This window comes from Streptomyces sp. NPDC052682 (genome assembly GCF_040678435.1).
GTDB lineage: Bacteria > Actinomycetota > Actinomycetes > Streptomycetales > Streptomycetaceae > Streptomyces.
Genome location: NZ_JBFATS010000001.1, coordinates 15,510 through 37,047, shown reverse-complemented (window position 1 = coordinate 37,047; position 21,538 = coordinate 15,510). Strand labels below are relative to the sequence as shown.

Here is a 21,538-nt window from a genome sequence, read left to right as displayed (position 1 = left end):
GCATCACCCGGTACGGATGGAGGGTGCAGCAGGAGCAGCGCACCGACCGGCGCGGCGGCGGGTCGGTGAAGACGGCGGCTCGGGCCCGGGCCTGACGAGGCCGACGCAGGGGCAGCATCGCGCCCTCCTCGACAAGTGGGCCTACCTGCGGACTTCACCAGCGAGCGAGTGTCCGCTATCTCGTCGACCACCTGCATGTGCAACAGGAGGAGGAAGGTGGCTACGACGGTCAGTGCGAGCTTGGCCAGCACCCAGTAGTGGCGCAGCAGGCCCCAGGGGCTGCTGGGCGTGATCGAACCGCGCGCGGCGTTGTGGTGCGGGCCGGCCGCTGTACGCCCTGTGTGCGGTCAGCGCTGTGCCGGGACGCCGAGATTGTCGAGGAGCACGCGGACGCGGCGCTGCACGCGCCGACCGCCAAGGCCGGGCCCGCCCTCGAACGCCGCTGTCCGGCGCTAGCTGAGCTGCCCCGGCACTGGCGCAATTGGTCGCGATCAGACCTCGTTCGGGTGAAGCGCCGCTGCGTGTTCTGGGACAGCGGCTGGATCTGGTGATCCTCAGGTACGTCGGTCGGTGGCAGCGAGAGGACTGGAGACCTCATGAGTCCGGATGTGCGTGTTGGCACAGAGGCGGATACAGCCGATTCGCGAGGCCGCAGGCTGACGATCGCTGGCGGGCTTATGGTCGGGGGTTTCCTCCTCAATGTGATCACGACCGCTGGCTTTCATCCTTCGGGGGAGGAGGACGACCATCCGGCGATCTTCATCAAGTACGCGGACAGCGACCCCTGGATTGCCGTTCATCTCCTCCAGTTCATCGGCGTCCTGGTGACGCTGAGCGGCATGCTCGTGCTCTACCGCGTCCTGCGTGGTGCCGATGGGTCTTCCCTGGTCGCGCTGCTGGGGGCAGCAGCAGCTGTTGCGACTGCCGCGATCTGGGCTGTTCTGCAGGGATTGGACGGCGTGGGCCTGAAGCGGGCCGTCGACTCATGGGTCAGCGCATCGGGCAGTGAGAAAGCGATCCGCTTCGCCAACGCTGAGACCGTGCGCTGGTTGGAATGGGGCTTCCAGAGCTACTTTCGTATCCTGCTGGGGCTGACCCTCGCGCTCTTCGGGGCTGCGATTCTCGTTGGTCGCCGGGTTCCTGGTTGGCTGGGCTGGGCGGCCCTTGTCGCGGGCGTGTGCTCTTTGATCTTCGGCGTCGATGTGGGCTACAGCGGCCTGGCCAGTGAGCTTCAAGACGTCCTCGGTATTGCCATTTTCATCCTTGTCCTGGTCTTCGCCTTCGGAGTGCTCGTCGCCGGAGTACGCGAGCGCGGTCGGCGCAAAGGCTGAACGAAACACGCGCTCGCGGTCTCAGTGCCTTATCCATCGATGAATCGCTGTCCCGTCAGTTCTGTGAATTCCCAGCCACGCGGCCGGGTCTCTTTCACTGGCTTGAGCGAGTCCGCAGGCCGCGCGCCGCTTTCCCGTGCTGGCCGGACTGGCAGAAGGTGCCTGCTCGTCCGGCGTCGTCCCCTGTGAGGAGACGGACGCGTGGATCAAACGGGCAGCGTGCTCACGCACGCGGCGCCGACCGGCTGTTCCTGGCGCTGCCGATGTTCGTGGCTGCGGCGACCGCGCCGTAGTCGGCCCCTCGTCAGGCCGGGGCCGGAGCCGCCGTGTCCACCGCCCCGCCGCGCCGGTCGGTGCGCTGCTCCTGCTGCACCCTCCATCCGTACCGGGTGATGCCGCGCGGCTTGTAGACGGAGAGGGCCGTGGTGGTGAGCAGGACGGCGACGGCGGCCGCGGCGTCGAACACGAGCTGCACCCGCATACCGCCGAGATCCGTGCCGGACAGGTTCGTCCGCGCGGCTGTGGCCGCTACCGCGTCGGCCACCTGCATGTGCAGCAGGAGGAGGAAGGTGGCCGCGACGGTCAGTGCGAGCTTGGCCAGCACCCAGTAGTGGCGCAGCAGGCCCCAGGGGGTGCCCAGTGACTGCACGAGACCGGTCAGGAGGGAGGCGAACGCGAGCGGGACGATGACGTACCAGCCGGTCACCTCCATCGCGAGGTACGCGCCCCGCACGCGCTGCGCGTCCTGGCTGGTCAGGCCGGCGATGGCGAGGGCCAGGAAGGCGGCGACCGACCCGAGCCAGCCGACCGAGGATGCGACGTGCGCGGTGAGCGCGCCTTTGCGCAGGCCGGAGGGCATCACCATCAGTGGCCACCGTGCATGCCGGGCCCCACGAGGCCGGTCAGGTGCAGAACGAGGAACAGGGCCACGACGGCCAGGACCACGGTGCCGGATACCTTCACCCAGCGCGGGGCGGGCGGCGCTGCTTTCCCGGGCGCGGATTCGGATGATGAGTCGGTCATGCGGGTCTCCTGGTTCAGGCGGGCGCGGAGTGCTGTGCTTCCACGCGGCAACTGTTATCGAGACACTGTGTATACGTCAAGCCGCGCTGTATCGGTATCGTCGCCACGTACACTAACCCCGTGCCGAAGCTGTGGAACGAGACCATCGAGGAGCACAAGCGCGCCGTACGGGACGCGGTGCTGCAGACCACCGCGCAGCTCGTGGCCGAGCAGGGGCTGCGGGGCGTGACGATGTCGCGGATCGCCGAGGAGAGCGGTATCGGCCGGGCCACGCTGTACAAGTACTTCCCGGACGTCGAGTCGATCCTGGCGGCCTGGCACGAGCAACGGATCGCCGGTCACCTCGCCGAGCTCGCCGAGCTCCGCGACCGTGCCGGTACCCCCGGCGAGCGGCTCGAGGCGGTACTCGAGCGCTACGCCTTCATCCAGCAGCAGCGGCACGGGCATGGGGGAGAGCTGTCCGCTGCCCTGCACCGGGGCGAGCATGTGGCACATGCCGAGCAGCATCTGCGCCACTTCGTCCGCGGGCTGCTGGCCGAGGGGGTCCAGGCGGGCGAGGTCCGCGACGATGTCTCGCCGGACGAGCTGGCGGGCTACTGCCTGCACGCCCTCGCCGGAGCCGGAGCGCTGTCGTCGCAGGCCGCGGTGCGGCGGCTGGTCACGGTGACTCTGGCAGGCCTGCGGCCCCAGGACTGACCTACGGGGGCGCGTCGAGCCGGCGCTTCTACGCCGGAGGTCCCCGGTGGCGGGCCCAGGAGGCGAAGCCGGTCCCGCTCGGACGACTGCCCGGCAAGCCCCGGACCGCCCTCGGTAGGCTGTGCCACCGGGCGGACGCGAACGCTCGCACAGGGCACGGCACAGACAACGGCAGGGGCGCATGAGCAACGGTACGAAGGCGGGCGACCGCGCCCTCCGTCTCGTACTGCTGACTGTGCTGCTGCTCAGCGTCGGCGTTCTGCACACCCTGAGCCATGCCGGGGCCCACGGTGGAGTGGCGGCAGCGGATGCCGTCCAGCACGTGGGCCATACCGCGTACATCACGGACACACCTGGGCCCGCCCTCGCACACGCGGTTCAGGCTCCGGTCACGGGGCTGGAGCAGTCTGATCTGCATCAGCACGTCGAACCGGCCCGCGACACGCGGGCCGCCGACTGCTTCGCGTTCGTCCCGACAGCATCCTGGCTGGTCCCGCCGGGCAGCTCGGTGTCGGGGGGCCGCGATGCGGACCTCGGCGTCACAGGCAGCGTCAGGACTAGAGATCCTCGTCCGGGGACGGCGAGTTCACGGTCACTGGTACTGCGGATTTAGAGCATCGGTGATCCGAGGCGCGCGCCATCAGAGCGGCGCTCTCGGCGTGCCAAGCCGGCTGGCCCGGCGACGCACTCACGTTCATCACCCATGCCCCTTGCGCCCGGTCCGCTGCCCCTTGCGCCCGGGCCGTCGCCTCGCGCTGAAAGGCGTCATCCGTGTCCCAGCACAACCTTGCCCACCGCAGCTCCATGCCTGCGCCTCTCCAGGCGACGCAGGCGTACGACTCGCACGACCAAGCACCCCGACAGCGGCAACACTTCCCCTCCGCACCGTCGACCGACGGTGAACGGCGGCGAGAGCCGTCCTCTCGGTCCGGCGGGCGGCGGGGCGGTCGCCGCCGTGCGCCCAAACGGACGCCCGTGCTCGGCAACTATCTCGGCTACGCGGCAACGTTCGTCGGCGCAGGCCTGATCAGCGGGGCGATCGTGCATCACCCGCTGGACCCCGCTCGCTACACCGTCATCGCGGTCATCGGAGCGGTGGTCTTCCTCTGCGCCACTGTCCTGAGCGAGTTCGTCCTCACGAAGCAGCGGCCCAAGGCGTCCCGGGTGGTGGGCCTTGTGGCCGCCTCGCTGGCGCTGTCGTTCGGTATCGGCATGCTCAGTGGCGGGCTGCAGCACTTCGAGGACTTCCCCGAGCGTGGTGCCATGCTGATCCCCTTCGGCCTCACGCTGTCCTTCATCGCGTACGTCCTGCGGCACGAGCCGGCGCGCTGGCGCAGCATCGTCGGTCCTGCGGGCGCACTGGTGGTTGTCACGGCGGTGCTTGCGTTCGTCGGCTTGCGTGGCATCGCGGACGGGCTGGCGGGCGAGTCGGGCGGGGGCGGTGGCCACAGTCACGGTGAGGAGGCGCCCGCCGGGCCGGAGGAGGACGAGGCCGGCCACGATGCGCAGCCGGAGGACCAGGCGCCCGCACCGGAGTCCTCGCCGGTCGGCGAGCCGGACCCCGCGAAGACCGAGGATGCCGGGCATGCCGACGACGGGCACAGCCACTGACATCCGATCGCCGTCGCGGCGCCCGGGCCGATGGGCTGGGTGCCGCGACGGCATCGGTGCGGGGAGTGCTTGCACCGGCGTAGGAGGGTCAGTGCCCGCCGCTCGATTCGACGGCAAGGCGCTTGGTGAACGTGCGGCCGCCGTCCTTTGACTCGTACACGCCGTCCTGAGTGGCGGCCAGGACGTGATCGGCGCCGATCGCGGTCAGCGCCTGGGGCTGGCCGCCCGGCACGGTGGAGACCTTCGTCCAGGTGGCGCCGTCGTCGCTGCTGCGGTTCAGGGCGCCCTCGGTGTCGATGCCGTAGAGGGCGTCCTTGGCCTTCCAGGACAGGAACGCCAGCACCGGCTGCTTGCCCTTGGTGAACGTCCTGCCGCCGTCGTTGCTGCGGGCGACGCCCTCGGCGGTGGTCGCCAGGACGAGCCTGGGATTGTTCGGGCTGACCGCGATGTCGAGGGCCTCGAGTTTCGCTCCGTCCTTCCAGGTGGTGCCGTCCTTGGTGGTGCGCAGCAGGGCGTTGGTGGCGTCGTAGCCGTAGACCGTACCGTGCGCGTGCTCCAGCGCGTGGAAGTCGGACTCACCGGACAGCGACAGCGACGTCCAGGTCCGGCCCGCGTCGGTGCTCTTGATCAGTCCCTTGTTGCCGCCGGAGGTCGGATGGCCGCTGGCGTAGAAGGTCTTGTCGCCGGCCACGGTGAAGCCCATGAAGTCGTCCTTGCTGTCGCCGACCAGCTGCGGATCGCCGTCGGCGCCAGGGGTGTAGACGCCCTCGTGGGTGGCGACGTAAAGGCGCTGGTCGGAGGGGTCCAGGCCGAGACCGTGGATGTGGCTCACCGTTGTCGCGGACGTGGCGGACGAGTCCGCGCCGTCTCCGCCGCTGGAGCAGGCGGCCACGGTGAGGGCGAGCGTCAGGGCGGTGGCTGTCGCGGCGGCATGGCGCTTGGTCATGGTTCCTCGGTAGTCATCGGGTGCGCGTCGGCGCGGAAGGCCGACAGGGCGCGGAGGAGGGGGAAGAGGGCCGTTCGCCCGGGCTCCAGGGCGGGTGCACGATGGAGCCCGGGCGAGCGGTGCGGGCGCCTGGGTCAGAGCCGGTCGAGGATGCTCTGCAGCTGCTTGACCTCGGCGGACTGACCCTTGACGATGTCGCCGGCCATCTTCTTCGCGTCGGCGTTCTTGCCGTTCTTCTGCTCGTCCTTGGCCATCGTGATCGCGCCGTTGTGGTGCTCGATCATCATCTGGGCGAACATCTTGTCGAACTCGGTGCCCTTCATGGCCTTGAGCTCGTTCATGTCGCCCTCTGACATCATGCCGTCGCCGCCGTGACCGCCCCCGTGATCCATGCCGGGCATGGATGCCATGGCGGTGGGCTTGTTCCAGGACTCCAGCCAGCCCTTCATCGTCTTGATCTCGGGGGCCTGGGCCTGCTCGATCTTCTTCGCGAGGTCCTTGATCCCCGCGTCTGAGGCGCGGCCGTCGGCGAGCTGGGCCATCTCCAGGGCCTGCTCGTGGTGCGGGATCATCATCTGCGCGAAGGTGACGTCCGCGTCGTTGAAGTCCCCGGCCTTGGCTCCGGCCTCGGTGTTCGCCGCGGCCGAGGAGTTTCCGCTGCCGTGGTCCATGCCGCTCATGTCGTCACTGTCGCCGCCACAGGCGGACAGCAGCAGGGCTCCGGCCGCGACGATGCTCACCGCGGCGATGCGCCGGGCGGGCTTGTGGCGCAGGGCGCGCGTGAAGGCAGTCATGTTCGTCTTTCACCTCGGGTGTCTGGTCTTCTTGGCTGTTTGGGGTGTGCGAGACAGCGGGATCGCGCGTGGTGCGCGCCCGCGGGGCGTCTCGGCCTACAGCCGAAGGACCGACAACTGGGTGAGGTCGGGGCCGCGTGGGGGAGGGTTGGGGTGCAGTACCACGGCGACCTGCGCGCGCAGACGCGTCAGCCAGTCGAGGTGACGGGCGAGCGCTGAGCGGACCAGCGCGGTGAGCACCCATGCCGCGAGCAGGACGGCCATGCACAGGGAGAGCATGTCCCCCGCCATGACGGGCATGTCCTTGGACGGTGAGTGCCCGGGAGCGGCCGTGTGCTCCGAATCCTCCGGGAGCGCAGCGGCAGACTGGTGGGGCGCGGAGGCCTGTTCCATCGTCGACGCCGACGCAGGGGACACCTGGCTCATCCCGGTGGCATGCGAGTCGCTGGGATGCCCCGCGGTGTGCATGACGAACACACCGAACGCGAGCACGACGACGAGCAGCAGGTGCCCGAGGGCACCTCCCGTTCGTACGTACCGGCTCGCGGTCATTCCGAGGCCTCCGGCGCGGACAGCATTCGTCTCCCGACACTACCTAACCGGACGAGACCACGCCGCGACCGGCCGAGCGCTCGCGGTCCTCCGTCCAGGGCAGATGGCGACCTTTCGTCGCCGCCGACCTGACTCAACCGCCGGGTCCTTCGAAAGGCCGAGCGCCTTTTCCGAGGGCGCCACTCCATCTCTTGCATACCCCCTCAGGGTATTGTACCTTCCGAGTCAGATACCCCCTGGGGGTATATCTCCGGGGTGGTCAGGTATCCGCAATATGAAGGAGAGAGGTCATGCCGACTCCCAGTCCCCGGCGCTGGTGGGCGCTCGTCGTGCTCGCCGCCGCCCAGTTCATGGTGATCATGGACACCTCGATCATCGGGGTCGCGCTGCCCGAGATGCAGCGGGACCTTGGCTTCTCGCAGGGCGAGCTCCAGTGGGTCTTCAACGCCTACGTCATCGCCTTCGGCGGCTTGCTGCTGCTCGGGGGCCGCTTGTCTGACCTGCTCGGCGCTCGCCGCATCTTCACGGCGGGCTGGATTGTGCTGATCGGCGGCTCGATCGTCGCGGCGGCCGCGCAGACCGCGTGGGTCGAGGTCGTCGGCCGCGCGGTGCAGGGAGTCGGCGGAGCGCTGATCGCCCCCGCGGCGATGACCCTGCTGATGACGCTGTTCGCGCACGACCCGAAGGAACTCGGCAAGGCCATGGCCCTCTACGGCGCCGCGGCCCCCGCCGGCGGCACCGCGGGCGTCTTCCTCGGCGGCGTTTTCACCGAATGGCTCAGCTGGCCGTGGGTGTTCATCATCTACGTTCCCATCGGCCTCGCCACCCTCGCGGCCACGAAGCTGCTGCCGGCGGTGGCCCCGCGCCGCGGCGGGATCGACGTCCTCGGCGCCGTGGCTGTCACCGCGGGCCTGGCACTGGCCGTCTTCGCCGTCGTACGGGCCCCGGAAATCGGCTGGGGCGCCAGCCAGACCGTGCTCGAACTTCTCGGCGCCGTCGTCCTTTTGGTGCTCTTCTTCGTGATCCAGCGGTCCGCGCACGAGCCGCTGATGCCGCTCGGCATCTGGCGGGTGCCGCGGCTGGGCTCGGCCAACCTGGCGATGACGCTGCTCGGAGCGGCGTGGATTCCGATGTGGTACTTCCTCAACCTGTACCTGCAGCAGGTCCTCGGCTACGGAGCCTTCGCATCGGGCGCCGCGCTGCTGCCGATGACCGTGCTGCTCATGATCTTCATGACCGCGATCACAGCACGGCTGCTGGCACGGTTCGGCGCCAAGCCGCTGATCGCCGGCGGACTGCTCGTCCTCGCGCTCGGCCTGGTGTGGCTGTCGGCCGCGGAGCCGACCGGCACGTTCGTGGTCGACGTGCTGCCCGCCTCGCTGGTCGCCGCGCTCGGCATGTCACTGGCCTACATCCCGGCGATGATGGCCGCCATGTCCGGCGCTCCGGCCGAGCAGGCGGGCCTGGCCTCCGGCATCGTCAACACCACCTACCAGGTGGGCTCCGCCCTCGGCCTCGCGGCGCTCACTGCGCTGGCCACCTCGCAGGGCGCGGGTGAGCTGGGGAACCTGCCTGCGTTGACCAACGGGTTCAGCGCCGCGTTCCTCGCGGCGGCGGCCATCGCCGCGGTGGGCGGGATCGTGACGCTGCTGGTGATGCGCACGGAGACGGCGGTCGCCGCCCGGCAGCAGGCCACCCAGGCCCCCTCGGATGAAGAGGTGGGCGTCTGACCTATGGGCTGCCGCCCTGGACCGACCGACAAACCGACCGCCCGACGGGTTCACCGAACACTCCAGCGCCTGGAGTCCGGTGAGCCCGTCGGCGTTGTCAGAAGGAAAACTCAGACATGCAAACGCGCACACTCAAGGAAGCCGTCCGCCGGGGAGCCATGCACCCCGTGCTGCGCATGACCGCGGCGGCACTGCTTCAGGCCTTGGCTGCTCACCTGGCCCAGGGCGGAACCGACGCGGGGCCGTCGTGCACCGGCCGCTGCACCGGGACGAAGACGCGGTAAACCGACTGACGCCAGGCTGCGGACCGCGAACGGGCGCCCTCTGGTTCAGTCCTCGCCCACCACGGTCAGTTTGTCGCCCGGCGCAGCGGCGATCTCCGCGGCCCGGGAGTGATCGTCCAGCCGGGGCGTCAGGTAGGTGCAGGCATGGGGGTGCCGCAGCGATTCACAGGCGGCACAGCCGCCGACCACATCCTTCGCGATCTTTCCCTTGCCGCGGACCAAGCCCAGCGTTCAGGTGATCCGCGTACCGAAGACCTGGTCAAAGCTGTCACTAGGAAGGTGCGCAGCTCGGAGTGCCGTTGCGGGTCGAGCAGTTGACGCACCGGTCCGTCCTCGTGGTGAGGCGGGCGAAGAGCCTTGTCATGGCCGTCTCGGTCGTTTGCGGGTTAACCGCGCCGAAAACCGACTGCCGCGATGCCCCGGAGCCGTTCGCTCCAGGGTCCCGGCGGGGATCTGCAGCTATGGCGCCGCCTGTGGCGTGCGCGGCGACTGCAAGTGAGCATACTCGAGCCGGCCACAGGGTCCAGGGAATCGTCCAGTACGCCGAACCAGGCATCGAGGTCGAACGCTGGCCGTACGACGTCGCTGCACTTCTCGCCCAGCGTGCCCCCTCGGAGGTGGCGCGCAGGACGCCGTCCACGAGATGGCCTAAGTCGGCGTTGCCCCCCAAGCGACGTCCCCGGGAACATACTCCGAGCCGCTCGCGACAGGCCGTCCCGGAGGTCGAGCGGCCGCCATGTCCGGGCGCGCGGCTGGCCCGCCCAATGGGTGAGCCAGAGCGTGGTCATCTCCTTGCCTACGAAGGCGTCAGCGATCCAAGGGCGGCTGCGCTCCCCAGCCGCTGAAACCGCACGCACCCCGCAGTCAACCCCTCGACCTGCATCACGCCCCCATCCAGCCAGGTCAGCGCAACGGACGCCGCGAACCCGCCGGGGGTATACCGGGCAACGGGTGTCAACGCAGATGGGCCCTGCCTTCCGGCAGGGCCCATCTGGTGAGCATGCTTACTTGCGCGAGCCTACTTGAAGGTCCGTAGGCGCAGGCTGTTCGTTACGACGAACACTGACGAGAAGGCCATTGCCGCGCCTGCGATCATCGGGTTGAGCATGCCGGCAGCAGCCAGCGGCAGGGCGGCGACGTTGTAGCCGAAGGCCCAGAAGAGGTTGCCCTTGATGGTGGCCAGTGTCCTGCGGGAGAGGCGGATCGCGTCCGCCGCCACGCGCAGGTCGCCGCGTACCAGGGTCAGGTCCCCGGCCTCGATGGCCGCGTCCGTGCCCGTGCCCATGGCCAGGCCCAGGTCGGCGGTGGCCAGGGCGGCCGCGTCGTTGACGCCGTCGCCGACCATCGCGACCGTACGGCCCTCAGCCTGCAGCCGCCTGACGACCTCAACCTTGTCCTGCGGCAGGACTTCGGCGATGACCTCGTCGATGCCGACGGCCTTGGCCACGGACTCGGCGACGAGCTGGTTGTCGCCGGTCAGTAGCACGGGCTTCAGCCCCAGCATGCGCAGCTCGGCCACGGCCTGAGCACTGGTCTCCTTGACGGCGTCGGCCACGGTGAGGACACCGCGGGCCTCGCCGTCCCAGGCGACGGCGACCGCCGTACGGCCCTCGGCTTCCGCCGCGGCCTTGGCCTCGGCCAGCTCTCGGGGCAGCTCGATGACCCACTCGGCCAGGAGCTTCTCCCGTCCGACGAGCACGGCGTGCCCGTCGACCACGCCCTGGACACCGAGTCCGGCGACGTTGTCGAAGTTCTCCGGGACGGGCAGGCTGCCGACCCGCTCGACGGCGCCGGCGGCAATGGCCTGAGCGATCGGGTGCTCGGAGGCGTGCTCCAGCGATCCGGCCAGCCGTAGCAGTTCGTCCTTGTCGACGCCTTCGGCGACGTACACGTCCTGCAGGGTCATGCGGCCGGTGGTGACGGTGCCGGTCTTGTCCAGGACGACGGTGTCGACGCGGCGGGTGGACTCGAGGACCTCCGGGCCTTTGATGAGGATGCCGAGCTGCGCGCCACGGCCGGTGCCGACCATCAGGGCGGTCGGGGTGGCCAGGCCCAGGGCGCACGGGCAGGCGATGATCAGTACGGCGACGGCTGCGGTGAACGCGGCGGTCGCGTCGCCGGTGGCGCCGAGCCAGCCGCCGAGGGTGGCGACCGCGATGAGGAGGACGGCCGGGACGAAGACGGCGGAGATGCGGTCGGCGAGGCGCTGCACCTGTGCCTTGCCGTTCTGGGCGTCTTCGACCAGCTTCGCCATCCGGGCGAGCTGGGTGTCGGCGCCGACGCGGGTGGCTTCGACGACGAGTCGGCCGCCCGCGTTGACCGTGGCACCGGTGACGAAGTCGCCGACCGTCACGTCGACGGGCACGGACTCGCCGGTCAACATGGAAGCGTCCACCGCGCTGGTGCCCTCGACCACGGTGCCGTCGGTGGCGATCTTCTCTCCGGGACGCACGACGAACCGGTCGCCGACCGCAAGCTGCCCGACAGGAATGCGGACTTCCTTGCCGCCTCTTAGTACGGAGACGTCCTTTGCGCCGAGCTCCAGCAGCGCCCTGAGCGCTGCGCCCGCCTTGCGCTTGGACTTCGCTTCCAGGTAGCGCCCGGCAAGGATGAAGGCGGTCACGCCGGCCGCGGCCTCCAGGTAGATGGCGGAGGAGCCGTCGGAGCGGGAGATGGTGAACTCGAAGCCGTGCCGCATGCCCGGCATTCCGGCGTGCCCGAAGAAAAGCGCCCACAGCGACCAGCCGAGCGCGGCGAGCGTACCGATGGACACCAGCGTGTCCATGGTCGCTGCACCGTGCCGGGCGTTGGTGATCGCGGCCTTGTGGAAGGGGAAGGCGCCCCAGACGACGACCGGGGCCGCCAGGGTCAGCGACAGCCACTGCCAGTTGTCGAACTGCAAGGCCGGGACCATCGCCATCAGCACGACCGGAACCGACAGGGCCAGCGACACGAACAGCCGCTGCCTCAGCGCGCGCAACTCGCTGTCCACTGTCGCCTGAGCATCGGCAGTGGCCCTCTGCTCGGCGGCCGATGGCGGTGGCTCCTCGGCGGTGTAGCCGGTCTTTTCGACGGTGGCGATGAGGTCGGCGACCTCGATGCCCTCCGGGTAGACAACCTTCGCTTTCTCGGTGGCGAAGTTGACGGTCGCCGTGACGCCGTCCATCCGGTTGAGCTTCTTCTCGATGCGAGCGGCGCACGAGGCGCACGTCATGCCGCCGATGGAGAGCTCGACCTCCAAGGCGGAGCCCGGCGCGGCGGCCGTGCCGGGAGGTGTCTTCTCGGGAGCCGTGCTGGTCATGCGTATCTCCTCGGAGAGGCCGGGACGCGCAGCGTCCGTATCAGCGGAGCGGCGCGTCCCGGCGCGGGAGGGAATGCAGGGGTGCTTGCTCTGGGGACTTGATGGCCCGGGCAGGGCTGTCAGGCTCGGCCGACGAGCTCGTAGCCGGCCTCGTCGACGGCCGCGCGGACGGCCTCCTCGTCCAGCGGGGCGGCAGAGGTGACGGTGACCTCGCCGGTCTTGGCGACGGCCTTGACCTCGGTGACGCCCTCCAGGGCGGATATCTCCTGGCTGACCGCGCCTTCGCAATGGCCGCAGGTCATGCCGGAGACCTTGTAGACGGTGGTGATGCCGACGCCCTGGACGTCGGTCGCGGTGCCCGAGCCGCAGGAGCCGTCGGAGGAGCAGCAGGATCCGGAGTTGGTCTTGGTGGTCATGGGTGCTCCCTCAGGGTGTGAGTGCGTGGGTCTGTCGTCGGGAGGGCGTACTTCCGGGTCCCTCCCTGACAACGCCAACTCTATACCCCTGGGGGGTATGTGTCACGTGTGGCGCCGCCCACAGGCGAGCGCTCTAGGTGGGTGGGCGACCTGATCCACATGCATCGCCAGCACCGCCACGGTGGTCCGGAGTTCCTCCCGTGGCATCGGAAGCTGTGCAACCGCCTCGAGCGGCTGATCCGATCCGTCGACCCACGGCTTTTCGCTGCACTACTGGGACTGGGCAACGGATCCGAGCTCGCTCTTCGCGCCCCACGGGCCGTGGGGGAAGAAAACCGGTGAAGTGGGAGAGCCGCGGCTCGGTGCGGGTTCTACAAGCCGGGCGCTGACCCCTTCCGCGGCGATCAGATCACCGACGCCGGGCAAACGGCTCGATCCCACGAACGTGCACAGCGACGACCCTGAGTTCCCCGCCCGGTTTGGGCGCACCCTGCATCCCTGGGACGGTCAGGGACGGACACGCCCGTGGGTCGTTCAAGGCCGAGCCCAGGATTACCGGCACCCAAGCGTCGTCTAAGCACCGCGGTACGACACGCTCCCGCAGACGACGGGTGGTCAGGCCACGCAGAAGGTGGAAGAACTGCGCCACTTGCGCGAAGACCCGGCTGTACGTCGGGCGGCAAGGTTCTTCATCCCCTCGTAGGCGCCTGTCACGCGGCCATCATCAGCAGCATCGCGGACATCGTCCCGCCCATGCCGACATGGGCGGCGAGGGCCGCCTCAGGTGTGGCACCGAGCCTGCGCCGTCGCCCGTGCCGGCCCCGCTCTCCCGCACGGGCCCTGTCCCACACGGAGAGCGTCAGCGAGGCGAGGAACACGACGACCGTGTCCGGCATGCTCAGCAGCCAACGGCTCCAGCCATGGCGCCAACTGCCAGCTGGCCTGTTCCGCCTGCTGTCGCGTATGCGCACCCATACGGACGCCGCGGCCGACAGCACGAAGTACGCGGCGAGCGCGGCAACCACGAAGCGCCAGAAGGAAGACGACGCTCCGGCGGCTCCCACGGTGGCCGCGTGGGCGGCCGCGTCCATGTCCATCCCGTGCATGGACTCCATGCTCTGCATGCCATGCGCGTGCTGCGCGGCCGTCATGTGCTCCATCCCCGGCATCTGGGCCATCGAGTGTCCGCCGCCCAGCGCGAGCACCGGCCCGGACGACGTGCTCGTCATGGCCAGCGTCATGATCACCATGCCGAAGCTGCCGATGACGAGGTGCGTCCAGCGCCGGCCCTGCCTCCAGCCGCCCTCGCGTGTGCGCTGCACGGCCAGCGCGATGCCGCCCAGTCCGAGGGCGCCGAACGCCGCCGCCCACCACATGCCGTATCCGGCGTACCAGGCGGCCGTCGCGGGCAGCGTCATTGCGGCCATGCACACGCCCATCAGCACGTCACTGGCCGCCGCGAACCGTACGTCACCCCTGCTGGTGGCCATCCGGACCGCGCTGACGGCGGCCACGAGGGCGGCGACGGCCGCCATGGACCAGCTCAGTGCCACCATTGCCATCTCCGCCTTGTGGGTCGTCGGCTGCTGTGTCTCTTCAGTACGCGGCGCAGCCGGAGGATGCTCAGTGCGGCGTCAATTCGGGTCAGACCTGCGGACGCGCCCGGCGCTCGCGTTTACCCCCTAGGGGTATGGTGGGAGCCGGAGGAACGGCCGGATGACGGGAGAAGGGCCGAGTGGGAGCGCGCAGAGATGAGCGACGCCGGGGGCCGGCATCAGCCGGGGCCGTGCGCAGCTCGGTGCTCGGCGTGCTGGTGACCCTCTGGGCCGCGTTCGCCGTCCTCGTTCACCATGACTCGAGCGCGGTGACCGGCTTCCCTGGCAGCTCCAGTGCACCGGTGGCGGCGATGGCCGCGCAGGTACCCGGCCTCCACTCTTCATCCGCGCACAAGCCGCAGACGGGTTATCGCGACCCGACGGCTCATGCGGAGGCTCCGGCCGGGCAGGCGGACGACGCCATGGAGTGCTCGCACGGCGACGCCCAGCACTGTGCCGCCGCAAGCATCGAGACGGTCAAACTCTCCCCGCCGAAAGCGGCGTTCCACGCGACCACCTCTAGGGTCCTTGCGGCCTCCAGCTGCCCTGCGAGCACCCGTTCCGTCGAACGCGCCCCGCCTGAGCTGTCCTTCCTTTCTCGACTGCGCATATAGGCCGCGACTTTCCCGGCCCCCTGGGCCTCAGTCGCAGCCCAAGGCGTCATCTCGATGCCGCGCATCCACAGAAGAGGACCTCATACCGTGAACAGCATCCACCGTCGCTCCCTCCTGCTCGCCGGTCTCGGTGTCGCGGGCGTCGGCGCGCTCGCCGCCTGCAGCAGCGGTTCGTCGAACACACCGGCCCTGCTGAGCCCTTCGGGTTCAGCCGTTGCCCGTACCGAGAACAAGCGTCGCAGCACCGGCACCGAACGCAAGGTCACCCTGACCGCGGCGCCCGCCACCCTAGACCTCGGCGGTGTCAGCGCCGCCACGTGGGCGTATGACGGCCAGGCACCCGGCAAGGAGATCCGGATCTCCGCCGGGGACACCCTCGTCGCCGCCCTCTCCAACCAGCTCCCGGGCAAGAACCCCACGTCCGTCCACTGGCACGGCCTGGCCCTGCGCTCCGACATGGACGGCGTGCCGATGGTCACCCAACGGGACGTCCGCGCCGGCAGCACCTTCACCTACCGCTTCGTCGCCGCCGACCCCGGCACGTACTGGTTCCACCCGCACTCCGGCGTCCAGCTCGACCGCGGCCTGTACGCACCGCTGATCGTGGAGGACCCCAGGGAGCCGCTCTCCTACGACGACGAGTGGGTGGTCGTCCTCGACGACTGGCTCGACGGCGTCACCGGCACCCCCGACGAGGTCCTCGCCGAACTCCGGCAGGGCATGGGCGACATGGGCGGTCACGGTACGTCGAGTTCCGGCAGCAGCTCCGGGCACGACATGTCCGGCCACGACATGGGCGACATGGACATGGACGGGATGAGCGCGTCACCGTCCGCGTCCTCCGGCGACGGTGAGGGCATGTCGATGAGGTTCATGCTCATGGATGCCACCAGCGACCTCCTCGGCGGTGACGCGGGCGATGTGAAGTACCCGTACCACCTCATCAACGGCAAGGTCCCGGCCGACCCGGACGTCTACACGGGCAAGCCGGGCCGGCGCGTGCGGCTGCGTTTCATCAATGCGGGCGGCGACACCGCCTACCGCGTGGCGCTCGGCGGCCACCGGATGACCGTCACCCACACCGACGGCTACCCCGTCGAGCACCGGCAGACCGACGCCCTGCTGATCGGCATGGGGGAGCGCTACGACGTGCTCGTGACACTCGGCGACGGTGTCTTCCCGCTCGTCGCGCTCGCGGAGGGCAAGAAGGCGACGGGCCTGGCCCTGGTGCGCACGGGAACCGGCCGTGCGCCGTCCGCGACCGTCCGCCCCAAGGAACTGGACGGCACGATCCTCACCGCCTCCGCCCTGAGGGCGGCCGACGCGGTGCGGCTGCCCGCGAAGAAGGCGGACACCGTCCACCGCGTCGAACTGACCGGTGGCATGGAGAAGTACGACTGGGCCATCAACGGCCGCAAGTTCGACATGCGGAACCCGGACGCTCATCCCTTCCTGGTCGAGGAGGGGCAGCGCGTCCGGATGGACTTCGTCAACACCACCGAGATGTGGCACCCGATGCACCTGCACGGCCACACCTTCCAGCTCGGCAGCGACGGTGCCCGCAAGGACACCACCATCGTGCTGCCGAAGAAGACAGTGTCCGTCGTGTTCGACGCCGACAACCCCGGGCAGTGGATGCTGCACTGCCACAACGTCTACCACGGTGAGGTGGGGATGATGGCCCTGGTCGCCTACCGGGCGTGACGGCGGGCAGGTGAGGCGAGCGTGCTCCTGCCCCCGGCCGGAGCACGCGGCCTTTCGCCAGTCGCCGAAGCAAACAGGCCATTCGCATGCCTCCTCGACTCGGCGTTTGGGGCGAGTTGGTGGATCAACGTTGTCGAGCCGTTAGTATCACGGCATGATTACGGCTTGGTCGCCCCGGCGTCTGGCGTGGCCCCGCGTTTCCGTGGGACTGCCACGCGTGCTGGCCACTGCCGTGCTGCTGTTCGGCGTCCTCTTCGCTCACGGGCTGCACGCGGAGGGCATCAAGGGACACCTGTCGACTAGCGCAGCAGCCGCCCTGGCGGACCCGGCCGCGATAGAGACCGGGATTCAGGACGAGCAGACGCCCGCGTCTGTCGCAGTGACGGACGGACACCCTGACGACCACGGTTCGCCGCACCCAGCCGAACACTGCGCCTCTGGGCAGCCCCAGCAGGGGACAACAGGGATGCCTCCCTGCTTTGCTGTGTCGGTTCGCGAACCGGTCACTTCCGCCCGTTCTGCACTGAAACCGGGTCTTACGGGCGTCGATCTTCGCGGAGCCTCCGCGGCGGCGATGAGAGCGTCGGTCGTCCAGCAGGTCTAGGAACTGCGTAGTCCTCCCACCAGGCCGCTCCATCACCGCGTCCTCCCCACAGGACCGGCAGCAGGAAGGCCCGGTCGGTGTCCTGTGCGACGAGACCTGGATCGCGCGTCCGGCGTGACGTGCATCCGCGGTCCGGCTCGTCGACGCCATCCTTCCCTCACCACCCATGCCCGCCGCTTCCCTCCCTACCTGAGGCGAGGCGGCCGCACGGAGGACCTGTGCCGCCCCATTTCCGCACGCCGTTACACGTCCGGACAGCTCCGAACGGCTCTCCATTCCTGCGTCGGCTCGTCACCGTCATCCACGGCGCTCTGCTGCTGGTGATCGTCCTGTGCGCCGTGTCGCACGGCGGAACCGCCGAGGAGACCCACGGGCCGGTGCCCGCATCCGTCACGGCCGCAGAGGCGACGCCGGGCGGTGCCAAGTCGCACGCCCCGCACGCTCCGCATGCCCCGCACAGAGCCCACGAGTGTGCACCGGCCGCGGTGGACCGGATGACGACCCAGGTGCCGGAACAGCCAGGTCCCGGTGCCGAGGCCCCGGCGGCAGCAGTGATGACCGGTGCTGCCGTTCTCGGGCCTCGGCTCGCCTGCCGCACCAGGCGCAGACGCCGGCGACCGCGCCCCGGGCGGGCGGCGCTCGTCGTGACGTCCCGCTGGCGCATCTAGACCTCTCGCCCGCAGCCGGCATCGCAGGCTGCCGTGTCCTGTGGCAACCGAGCACGGGCGCGCGTGATGAACCCCCACCGTGATTCATCGAGCGAGAGCGAAAGCATGCAGTCACCGACGAAAACCGCCCTCACCTCCGGTCAGTCCGCTCTGTCGGGCCTGGTCGGCAACACGCCGCTGCTGCGCGTGTCGGAGCCGCTGGCTCCTGCCGGGCGCGGCTTCTGGGCCAAGTTGGAGGGCTTCAACCCCGGCGGCATCAAGGACCGCCCGGGGCTTCACATGGTCGAGCGGGCCCGTGCCCGGGGCGATCTGCGGCCCGGGGGACGGATCATCGAATCCACCAGCGGCACCCTGGGCCTCGGTCTGGCCCTGGCCGGCATGGTCTACGGCCATCCGGTCACCCTGGTCACCGACCCGGGACTGGAGTTGTCCATGACGCGGCTGCTGACCGCCTACGGCGCGCAGGTCAACGTCGTCTCCGAACCCCACCCCACCGGCGGTTGGCAGCAGGCCCGCCGCGAACGCGTGCAGCGGCTGCTGGAACAGCACCCCGGCTCCTGGTGCCCGGACCAGTACAACAACCCCGACAATGTCGCCGCCTACACGCCGCTGGCCCTCGAACTCGCCTCGGAGATGGGCCACATCGACGTGTTGGTGTGCAGTGTCGGCACCGGCGGTCACTCCGCGGGCGTCTCCCGGGTGCTGCGGCAGCTCTACCCCGAGCTGACGGTCGTCGGCGTGGACACCATCGGCTCGACCATCTTCGGCCAGCCCGCCCGGCCCCGGCTGATGCGCGGCCTAGGTTCCAGCATCTACCCCCGCAATGTCGCCTACCAGAACTTCTCCGAGGTGCACTGGGTGGCCCCGGCCGAAGCGGTATGGACCTGCCGCCAGCTCGCTGCGTCCCACTACGCCACCGGCGGCTGGAGCGTGGGCGCGGTCGCCCTGGTGGCCGGCTGGTTCGCCCGCACGATGCCCGCGGACGCCCGGATCGTGGCGATCTTCCCCGACGGCCCGCAGCGCTACCTGGGCACGGTGTTCGACGACGACTACTGCGCCGCCCACGGTCTGCTGGACTCACCTCCGGCTGCGGAACCAGAGGTGATCGGCCGGCTGGACGAGAAGGAAGTTACGCGCTGGACCCGGTGCACCGCCGTGGTCGATCCCCTCACCCTCCAGGACGCGCAGCAGGACGACACTCGCGACGACGCCGCGTCCGACTCTCCGGAGGTGGACCGGTGAAGGGGCTGTTCACGCAGGTGCGTTCGTACGAGCGCAGTGTCCAGTTGTTGATGGTGAACCAGTTCACCATCAACCTCGGCTTCTACATGCTGATGCCGTACCTGGCCGCCCACCTCTCCGGCACCCTCGGTCTGGCCGGCTGGGTCGTCGGACTCGTACTGGGCGTGCGCAACTTCAGCCAGCAGGGCATGTTCCTGGTCGGCGGCACGCTCGCCGACCGGCTCGGCTACAAGCCGATGATCGTGGCCGGATGCGTCCTGCGCACCGTCGGATTCGCCACCCTAGGCCTCGTGGACTCGCTGGCCGCGCTGCTCGCCGCGTCCGCAGCCACCGGGCTGGCCGGGGCGCTGTTCAACCCGGCCGTACGCGCCTACCTCGCCGCGGACGCGGGGGAGCGCAGGGTCGAGGCGTTCGCGCTGTTCAACGTCTTCTACCAGGCAGGGATCCTGCTCGGCCCACTGGTGGGGATGGTGCTGACCGGCGTGGACTTCCGCGTCACCTGCCTGGTGGCCGCCGGAATCTTCGCGCTGCTGTCCCTCGTCCAGATCCGTGCGCTGCCCGCCAGGCGCAAGGAAGACGCCGAGGGGCAACGCGGCGACGTCAGGGAGCGGGTGCTCACGCAGTGGCGCGACATCCTCGCCAACCGGCCGTTCCTGCTCTTCTCCACGGCCATGATCGGCTCGTACGTCCTGACCTTCCAGGTCTATCTGTCGCTGCCTCTGGAGGTGCGCAGGCTCGGTGGCGACGGCGAGTTCGGCACGGCCGCCGTGGCGGTGCTGTTCGCGGTCTCCGGACTGAGCACGATCCTCTGCCAGACCTGGGTGACCGCGTGGTGCAAGGCCCGCTATGAGCCTGGTCAGGCACTAGTCCGGGGACTTGCGGTCATGGGTCTGGCGTTCGTGCCGTTGCTGCTCGCGACGGCGGTGCCCGTACCCGAGTCCGGGGTGGGACGGTGGCTGCTCGCGGCGCTGCCGCCGGCGCTCGCCGCGCTGCTGCTGGCCGTGGGCACGATGATCGCTTACCCCTTCGAGATGGACACCATCGTCCGCCTGGCCGGTGACCGGCTCGTCGCCACCCACTACGGCCTGTACAACACGATCTGCGGCATCGGCATCACGCTTGGGAATCTGCTCACCGGCGCAGCGCTCGATGCGGCCCGCACTGCTGGGATGCCGGCGCTGCCGTGGATCTCCCTGAGCGTGCTTGGCCTGGCCTGCGCTGCCGCGTTGTACGGCTTGCACAGCTCCGGCCGGCTGCGGGCTCCCGTCCCTGATCGGCAGCCCGCTACCGTCTGATTCGCCGACCGACAGGTCCAGGGGCGGGCACCGTTTCGTGCTCGCCCCTGCCTGGTCATGCCGTCGCCATGGAGCGATGAGCGCGGTGTCGGGCAAGTGCGGCGCTGACTGCGACCGGGCGGTGCCGCGGGCCTCCTGACCCTTGCGTCCTTGTCACCCGGTTCGGGAACGTTCCGATCAACGGCCGCATCAAGCGGTGGGCCGCCACAGCACACCGGCCAGCCACGCGGAGATCCTGCGCCGCTGGGAGGGTTTCGATAACACCCGCCCGCTCACCGCCTCGCCGCCTCCGCCTTCCTTGCCCTGCTGGCCCTGCGGCGAGTAGTGCCGCGGCCGCTGGATCCGAGGGCGTGCGTCTATCAGGCCCCACGGTCACGTCGGCCGTGGGCCGTAGTGGCTCAAGAACATGTCGACGCCGCTGGCGATGAGGCGGTCGGTGAGGTCGTCGTCGATGTGGGTGCCGTAGGAACTGAAGACCATGTGGGGAAAAACCAGCAACGAGTAGAGCTGGATGATGGCCGTCTCCAGGTCGGGGATGACCAGGCGGCCCTGGTCGGAGAGGGCGCGCAGCGCATTCGCCACGGCGGGGTGGTGTCCCTCGGGCCCGTGATGCTGCCAGGCCCGTCCCAGCTCGGGGAAGCGGTGTGCCTCGGCGGCCACGAGATTGCGCAGGGCGGCGACCTTGTCGTTGCTGCGCACTGAGCGGACCCAGCTGCGGGCCGCCTTGAGGAGGGCTGCCCGCAGGTCCTCGGCTTCCGCCAGCTTCTCGAGCGCGGCGGACGCGTCCCCGGCGAGAGGTTCGTCCAGCGCGCCCGTGATGACGGCGGTGAAGAGGGCTTCCTTGCTGCCGAAGTGGTTGTAGACGGTCACCTTGGACACGCCGGCCTCGTCGGCGATGGCGTCCATGCCGACGCCGAAACCCTCACGCAGGAACAGCTCGCGAGCTGCCCGCACGATGGCCTGCCGCTTGAGCTCTGCCCGAGGGCCGCTCGGGGGCTGTTTCACACCCTTCATGCTCACGGACGGAGCCTAGCATGTACCTGAACTGAACAGTTGAGTTCATATGAACTGCACTGTACAGTTCAGAGAATCCCGAGGCTGGCCGTGCGTAGGGCCGCGGGCGCCGTGCTCG

At 69.7% G+C, this 21,538-nt stretch carries 19 protein-coding genes; 9 read left to right on the top strand and 10 right to left on the bottom strand.

Annotated elements, in window-relative coordinates:
* The first annotated feature begins 701 nt into the window (after positions 1-701).
* On the top strand, positions 702-1,331 hold the full coding sequence (locus AB0K80_RS00165) for a hypothetical protein (RefSeq protein ID WP_365664221.1): 630 nt from the start codon (positions 702-704) through the stop codon (positions 1,329-1,331).
* A 304-nt stretch (positions 1,332-1,635) separates the two neighbouring features.
* On the opposite strand, the gene AB0K80_RS00160 is transcribed toward AB0K80_RS00165, so the two are convergent.
* Entirely contained in the window at positions 1,636-2,196 is a 561-nt protein-coding gene (locus AB0K80_RS00160) for a hypothetical protein (protein ID WP_365664219.1), read from the bottom strand.
* Complete coding sequence (locus tag AB0K80_RS00155) at positions 2,196-2,354, bottom strand: hypothetical protein (protein ID WP_365664217.1); 159 nt, start codon at positions 2,352-2,354, stop codon at positions 2,196-2,198. The genes AB0K80_RS00160 and AB0K80_RS00155 overlap by 1 nt, the downstream gene beginning before the upstream one ends.
* A 120-nt stretch (positions 2,355-2,474) precedes the next feature.
* Here AB0K80_RS00155 and AB0K80_RS00150 point away from each other — a divergent pair, with 120 nt between their 5' ends.
* Together AB0K80_RS00150 and AB0K80_RS00145 are read left to right on the top strand one after the other, a co-directional pair.
* Positions 2,475-3,050, top strand: coding sequence for a TetR/AcrR family transcriptional regulator (locus tag AB0K80_RS00150; RefSeq protein ID WP_365664215.1), 576 nt, complete (start codon positions 2,475-2,477; stop codon positions 3,048-3,050).
* A gap of 975 nt (positions 3,051-4,025) precedes the next feature.
* Positions 4,026-4,661, top strand: coding sequence for a hypothetical protein (locus AB0K80_RS00145; protein ID WP_365664213.1), 636 nt, complete (start codon positions 4,026-4,028; stop codon positions 4,659-4,661).
* A gap of 88 nt (positions 4,662-4,749) precedes the next feature.
* Here the strand turns inward: AB0K80_RS00145 and AB0K80_RS00140 are convergent, their stop codons facing one another.
* From AB0K80_RS00140 to AB0K80_RS00130, 3 genes are all read right to left on the bottom strand, one after another.
* On the bottom strand, positions 4,750-5,607 hold the full coding sequence (locus AB0K80_RS00140; protein ID WP_365664212.1) for a F510_1955 family glycosylhydrolase: 858 nt from the start codon (positions 5,605-5,607) through the stop codon (positions 4,750-4,752).
* Positions 5,608-5,741: 134 nt separating this feature from the next.
* Positions 5,742-6,401, bottom strand: a complete 660-nt coding sequence (locus tag AB0K80_RS00135) for a DUF305 domain-containing protein (RefSeq protein WP_365664210.1) — start codon at positions 6,399-6,401, stop codon at positions 5,742-5,744.
* Between the two features lie 96 nt (positions 6,402-6,497).
* The gene (locus AB0K80_RS00130; RefSeq protein WP_365664208.1) at positions 6,498-6,953 is read right to left on the bottom strand and encodes a hypothetical protein; all 456 of its coding nucleotides are present in this window, start codon (positions 6,951-6,953) and stop codon (positions 6,498-6,500) included.
* A 290-nt stretch (positions 6,954-7,243) separates the two neighbouring features.
* Here AB0K80_RS00130 and AB0K80_RS00125 point away from each other — a divergent pair, with 290 nt between their 5' ends.
* Together AB0K80_RS00125 and AB0K80_RS00120 are read left to right on the top strand one after the other, a co-directional pair.
* Complete coding sequence (locus AB0K80_RS00125) at positions 7,244-8,683, top strand: MFS transporter (protein ID WP_365664207.1); 1,440 nt, start codon at positions 7,244-7,246, stop codon at positions 8,681-8,683.
* Between the two features lie 116 nt (positions 8,684-8,799).
* Positions 8,800-8,967, top strand: a complete 168-nt coding sequence (locus AB0K80_RS00120) for a hypothetical protein (protein ID WP_365664205.1) — start codon at positions 8,800-8,802, stop codon at positions 8,965-8,967.
* Between the two features lie 45 nt (positions 8,968-9,012).
* On the opposite strand, the gene AB0K80_RS00115 is transcribed toward AB0K80_RS00120, so the two are convergent.
* From AB0K80_RS00115 to AB0K80_RS00100, 4 genes are all read right to left on the bottom strand, one after another.
* Positions 9,013-9,189, bottom strand: a complete 177-nt coding sequence (locus AB0K80_RS00115; RefSeq protein WP_365664203.1) for a hypothetical protein — start codon at positions 9,187-9,189, stop codon at positions 9,013-9,015.
* 796 nt (positions 9,190-9,985) lie between these two features.
* The gene (locus AB0K80_RS00110) at positions 9,986-12,268 is read right to left on the bottom strand and encodes a heavy metal translocating P-type ATPase (RefSeq protein ID WP_365664201.1); all 2,283 of its coding nucleotides are present in this window, start codon (positions 12,266-12,268) and stop codon (positions 9,986-9,988) included.
* Between the two features lie 119 nt (positions 12,269-12,387).
* Positions 12,388-12,684, bottom strand: coding sequence for a heavy-metal-associated domain-containing protein (locus AB0K80_RS00105; protein WP_365664199.1), 297 nt, complete (start codon positions 12,682-12,684; stop codon positions 12,388-12,390).
* A 710-nt stretch (positions 12,685-13,394) separates the two neighbouring features.
* Complete coding sequence (locus AB0K80_RS00100; protein ID WP_365664197.1) at positions 13,395-14,240, bottom strand: DUF5134 domain-containing protein; 846 nt, start codon at positions 14,238-14,240, stop codon at positions 13,395-13,397.
* Between the two features lie 230 nt (positions 14,241-14,470).
* On the opposite strand from AB0K80_RS00100, the gene AB0K80_RS00095 reads away from it, so the two are divergent.
* From AB0K80_RS00095 to AB0K80_RS00080, 4 genes are all read left to right on the top strand, one after another.
* Entirely contained in the window at positions 14,471-14,893 is a 423-nt protein-coding gene (locus AB0K80_RS00095) for a DUF6153 family protein (protein WP_365664196.1), read from the top strand.
* 87 nt (positions 14,894-14,980) lie between these two features.
* Positions 14,981-16,597 carry a multicopper oxidase family protein gene (locus tag AB0K80_RS00090; RefSeq protein WP_365664194.1) on the top strand — a complete coding sequence of 539 codons (1,617 nt, stop codon included), beginning with the start codon at positions 14,981-14,983 and terminating at the stop codon, positions 16,595-16,597.
* A 1,377-nt stretch (positions 16,598-17,974) separates the two neighbouring features.
* The gene (locus AB0K80_RS00085; protein ID WP_365664192.1) at positions 17,975-19,111 is read left to right on the top strand and encodes a PLP-dependent cysteine synthase family protein; all 1,137 of its coding nucleotides are present in this window, start codon (positions 17,975-17,977) and stop codon (positions 19,109-19,111) included.
* Entirely contained in the window at positions 19,108-20,406 is a 1,299-nt protein-coding gene (locus AB0K80_RS00080; RefSeq protein WP_365664190.1) for an MFS transporter, read from the top strand. The genes AB0K80_RS00085 and AB0K80_RS00080 overlap by 4 nt, the downstream gene beginning before the upstream one ends.
* A gap of 372 nt (positions 20,407-20,778) precedes the next feature.
* Here AB0K80_RS00080 and AB0K80_RS00075 read toward each other — a convergent pair whose 3' ends face one another.
* Positions 20,779-21,426, bottom strand: coding sequence for a TetR/AcrR family transcriptional regulator (locus AB0K80_RS00075; RefSeq protein WP_365664188.1), 648 nt, complete (start codon positions 21,424-21,426; stop codon positions 20,779-20,781).
* Between the last annotated feature and the right edge of the window lie 112 nt (positions 21,427-21,538).

Coding starts and splice junctions, on each gene's coding strand:
- AB0K80_RS00120 (WP_365664205.1), top strand. CDS start 8,800: ATGCAAACGCGCACACTCAAGGAAGCCGTCCGCCGGGGAGCCATGCAC.
- AB0K80_RS00125 (WP_365664207.1), top strand. CDS start 7,244: ATGCCGACTCCCAGTCCCCGGCGCTGGTGGGCGCTCGTCGTGCTCGCC.
- AB0K80_RS00105 (WP_365664199.1), bottom strand. CDS start 12,684: ATGACCACCAAGACCAACTCCGGATCCTGCTGCTCCTCCGACGGCTCC.
- AB0K80_RS00130 (WP_365664208.1), bottom strand. CDS start 6,953: ATGACCGCGAGCCGGTACGTACGAACGGGAGGTGCCCTCGGGCACCTG.
- AB0K80_RS00085 (WP_365664192.1), top strand. CDS start 17,975: ATGCAGTCACCGACGAAAACCGCCCTCACCTCCGGTCAGTCCGCTCTG.
- AB0K80_RS00160 (WP_365664219.1), bottom strand. CDS start 2,196: ATGGTGATGCCCTCCGGCCTGCGCAAAGGCGCGCTCACCGCGCACGTC.
- AB0K80_RS00135 (WP_365664210.1), bottom strand. CDS start 6,401: ATGACTGCCTTCACGCGCGCCCTGCGCCACAAGCCCGCCCGGCGCATC.
- AB0K80_RS00100 (WP_365664197.1), bottom strand. CDS start 14,240: ATGGTGGCACTGAGCTGGTCCATGGCGGCCGTCGCCGCCCTCGTGGCC.
- AB0K80_RS00140 (WP_365664212.1), bottom strand. CDS start 5,607: ATGACCAAGCGCCATGCCGCCGCGACAGCCACCGCCCTGACGCTCGCC.
- AB0K80_RS00155 (WP_365664217.1), bottom strand. CDS start 2,354: ATGACCGACTCATCATCCGAATCCGCGCCCGGGAAAGCAGCGCCGCCC.
- AB0K80_RS00110 (WP_365664201.1), bottom strand. CDS start 12,268: ATGACCAGCACGGCTCCCGAGAAGACACCTCCCGGCACGGCCGCCGCG.